This is a genomic window from Janthinobacterium sp. GW823-FHT06H09 (assembly GCF_058794735.1).
The window spans coordinates 1-1,579 of the sequence record NZ_JBXAHC010000035.1; the positions used below are offsets into that span (position 1 = coordinate 1).

Consider the following 1,579-nt stretch of genomic DNA (forward strand, 5'->3'; position numbering starts at 1 on the left):
CGAAGGGACTCGAACCCCTACACCCGAAGGCACATGGACCTGAACCATGCGCGTCTACCAATTCCGCCACGTGGGCATTGTGCTGCGTTTTGCTGCTGCTTGCTGTCTGCTGCGTGTTCTGCAGCGACGGACAAAATAATAAGGGTTGGCGGCGATTCGGTCAATGAACATTTTGCTCTTTTCTTCAAGAAACCCTCTTTTCCACTGAAAAAAGGGTTTTCCCTATGAGAAATGGCGTAAAACTGCCTGTTTTTTCAGCGTAGTCAGCGTCGTTGCTGCCATGCCAGCAGCATCAGTGCCAGACATAACAGCGGGAAGGTGCCCGGCGCCGGGATGGCGTTCGGGGCGATATCCCAGCCGATGGCGTCGAGGGCGATCAAGTCGTTCCAGCGCAGGCGCAATAATTCGCCGTATGCCACCGCCGGGTCCATGATGCCCAGGTCTAAATTGTCGCGCCAGTGGCTGGCCTGGTCGCCGTCGCCGTGAAAGCTGCCGTTGGCAAACAGCGGACCGCGCGTCGCGCCGCCATCGAGCGAGAAATACTTGTCTCGGTTGTCGGCCGTCCAGTCGATCACGCCGGCCGCGGCGCTTTCTGCCGAGTAGCGGAACAGGTCCAGTCCCGAGACGTAGGTAAATTCCGTGTCGTCATAGGGGCCGCCCAGCGGCGGCGAGTTGTAGTCGAGGATATCCACGCCGCTGAGAAAGCCCAGTGCGTGGCCGATTTCATGCATGGCCACGCCGATGAAGTCGATGCTGTGGGCGCCGATGCCATTGCCGGGATCGAAATCGAAGTTGAAATCGCTGTTGAACTGGATGAAGCCGTCGCAATTGCCGATGCAGCCGTCCAGCGATTGCGGCGGCGCCAGGCCGACGGCCTTGGCTTCGGCATTGCTCAGGGATAAATACTGATTGTTGGCGTCGCCATTGTTGTCGAGATAGGGCAGGGCGCTGCCGGGTCCGTTGGGGCTGTTGGCCGTGCGGTTGATCAGCATGCCGAAGCTGTCGCCCGTTGGCAGGTGCGCCAGCGCCCGCTGGTCGATGGTGAACGTGGCGTCGGCGGCCAGGGCGCCGCGAAAGTCGCTGTAGCGGTAAAACGCTTCCGACGAGCCCGTTTGCCCCAGGATGTTGCCGCCCAGCGAATTGAAGCCCACCGTCAACTCGATGGTGACATTGTCTTTCAGGACGCGCGACCAGCGCGCGGCCGCCGCCTGGAATCCCTGCTGCGCCTGCAGCGAAGTGCCGGGTACGTATTGCAGATTGAACAGGGGCGAGGCGATAGTGCTGATAGGTAACATCAAGGCGAGGACGGCGACGAGGCTTTTCATGGCGGCGCTCCAGCAATGGCGATGCCATCGTGCAGGCAAGAAGCGTGCTCACTCGTAAAATCAAGGACTTGGCGCGTGCGCAGCCGTCAACTGTCAAGAATGCCGACAGGGTTTGCTGGGGCTGGAAATGAAAAAAGCCGCAAACTCGTGAAAGTTTGCGGCTCTTTTGCGAATTTTGGTAATGGTGCCCACGAAGGGACTCGAACCCCTACACCCGAAGGCACATGGACCTGAACCATGCGCGTCTACCAATT

1 protein-coding gene is annotated in these 1,579 nt (G+C 59.5%); it reads right to left on the reverse strand.

Annotated features, from left to right (window positions below; translation table 11 throughout):
• Positions 1–263 precede the first annotated feature (263 nt).
• Entirely contained in the window at positions 264–1,325 is a 1,062-nt protein-coding gene (locus AC1Q6X_RS27750) for an NF038122 family metalloprotease (RefSeq protein ID WP_492498992.1), read from the reverse strand.
• Positions 1,326–1,579: the final 254 nt, after the last annotated feature.